3 protein-coding genes are annotated in these 1,630 nt (G+C 61.7%); 1 reads left to right on the top strand and 2 read right to left on the bottom strand.

All coding sequences use genetic code 11. From position 1 onward, the window contains the following. A partial coding sequence (locus tag FO441_RS12460) for a relaxase/mobilization nuclease domain-containing protein (protein WP_186365559.1) occupies positions 1-598 on the bottom strand: 598 nt, incomplete at its 3' end. Next, positions 588-998 carry a MobC family plasmid mobilization relaxosome protein gene (locus tag FO441_RS12455; RefSeq protein ID WP_145290813.1) on the bottom strand — a complete coding sequence of 137 codons (411 nt, stop codon included), beginning with the start codon at positions 996-998 and terminating at the stop codon, positions 588-590. The genes FO441_RS12460 and FO441_RS12455, both read right to left, overlap by 11 nt. Positions 999-1,239: 241 nt before the next feature. Between FO441_RS12455 and FO441_RS12450 the strand changes: the two genes are divergently transcribed. After that, positions 1,240-1,530, top strand: a complete 291-nt coding sequence (locus tag FO441_RS12450; protein ID WP_222927814.1) for a hypothetical protein — start codon at positions 1,240-1,242, stop codon at positions 1,528-1,530. The last annotated feature ends 100 nt before the right edge of the window (positions 1,531-1,630 follow it).

Below are 1,630 nucleotides of genomic sequence, written 5' to 3'. Positions count from 1 at the left end.
CGGCGGCATTGCTCACCACCCCTTGCGCGACCGCGCCGATCAGGTGGTCGGTGAGCTGCTTTTTGATGGCTGAGTGGTCGGTCACGGCCTTGTACGCTTCAAAATCGGGCCGCAATAGCCGCGCCCTGAGCGGGTCGTCTGGCCGCGCCCATCCCTTTTCGTGGTTGTGCTTGTCCCTCACCGCATCGAAGTCTTTGCGCTGCCCTGGCGGGGCCGGATTGAACGATTTACCGCTGTCCAGGTGAACACGGGGGATCAGGATGTGCACATGCACCCCGCCATCCGCTTCGGCGTGTTCGACGGCGGTCAGGTGCACGTCCTCCCGCGCCAGTCCGGCAAACGCCAGCGCCTCGAAGTCGTCCAGCACGGCGCTGATCTCGTCCGGTCGCGGGGCCTCTTCGGCAGCCCATGAGATCACTGCGCTGCTATAGCGCTGCTGAAAGGGCAGCGAGTCGGCCACCGCAGCGAACAGCACCGGATCCCCCCGCAGTACTGCCACCCCTGCCCGTGGCTCCCCTGTGTGATCGTGCGGCCCCATCAGGTAGGCCGAGGCGCGGGCACCGCTGCCCGTGCCGTGGGCAAGGAATTTAATGTGCATCGCTCTCCCCCTTACGGTTCGGCTTGGGGGGCGGCGGCAACTGGGGCAACAGGTGCGCGGCCTGCCCCTCGATACTGCGAAGCAGGGCCAGCACTTCGACCACTTGCACCGGTGAACCGAGCAGCCGGCACTCGTTCAGGGCGCGGGCAATCTGGTTGAGGTTGTTGCTCATCCCTGCCAATTGCCGCATCAGCACCGGATCCGCATCGTGGCTGCTATCGCGCACTCGGACCGCTCGCTTGCGCGGGGTCGGCAGGTGCGTTTGCTGATTGGCATCGATAGCCCCCCTGATCCAGTCCGACAAACTGAGGTCTGACGCCTCCGCCTTCTCCCGCCATTCGGCAGCGGTCGGCTTGTCTATCCGCACGCTGACGGTGGTCGTTCTGGCCGTTTTGGTCACGGTGCCTCCGGTTTTTTGTGTGGGGATTGAAGGGGCGAAGCCCCTCACCAGCCCCGTGTTACTGTGAGCCGCGAAGCGGGCGAAACAGTAATACGGGTAGGCTGGCTTAATCCAAGGTAGCATGAAAGGTGGGAGCTGGAAAATTGGCAATTACCGTTACAGTAACGCATAATAAATTATCGTCGCAGTGACTAAAAAGGGAGTGGGTATGAAGGACAGCACCGACAGGGGAACGGGGGATATGTTTGGCGAGAAGCGTGGCCGGGGTAGACCCAAAACCGGAACCGCCAAGACGGGGGCAGAACGTCAGGCCGCCTTTCGTGCCAAGCAGCAGGAGAATAACGTTACGGTGACGATAAATAGGGGGCTATTAGAAGGACTCGACGCCCAGATGCAGGCGATCAGGGATGGCGGTTCAGTCTTGGTTCTGACACCAGAACATGCGGGCGAGATCTTGAAGGCCATACGCAAATCAAGCCTAAAGCAGCTCCGTGGACAACGCCCCCGCCCACAGGCCAAACCCAAGGCCTGATGGACGGCCTACGGTTCGGGCGCTTGCCCACCTCGCCAAGGTTCTCTCTCGAATGATTTTTGAAATGAGAACGCCCCTTACGGGGCGCTGTTATCTGATA

The sequence above is a fragment of the Salinicoccus cyprini genome (assembly GCF_007713705.1).
Lineage (GTDB): Bacteria > Bacillota > Bacilli > Staphylococcales > Salinicoccaceae > Salinicoccus > Salinicoccus cyprini.
The sequence above is the reverse complement of the archived record's forward strand: the minus strand, read 5'-3'. Positions and strand labels throughout refer to the sequence as shown.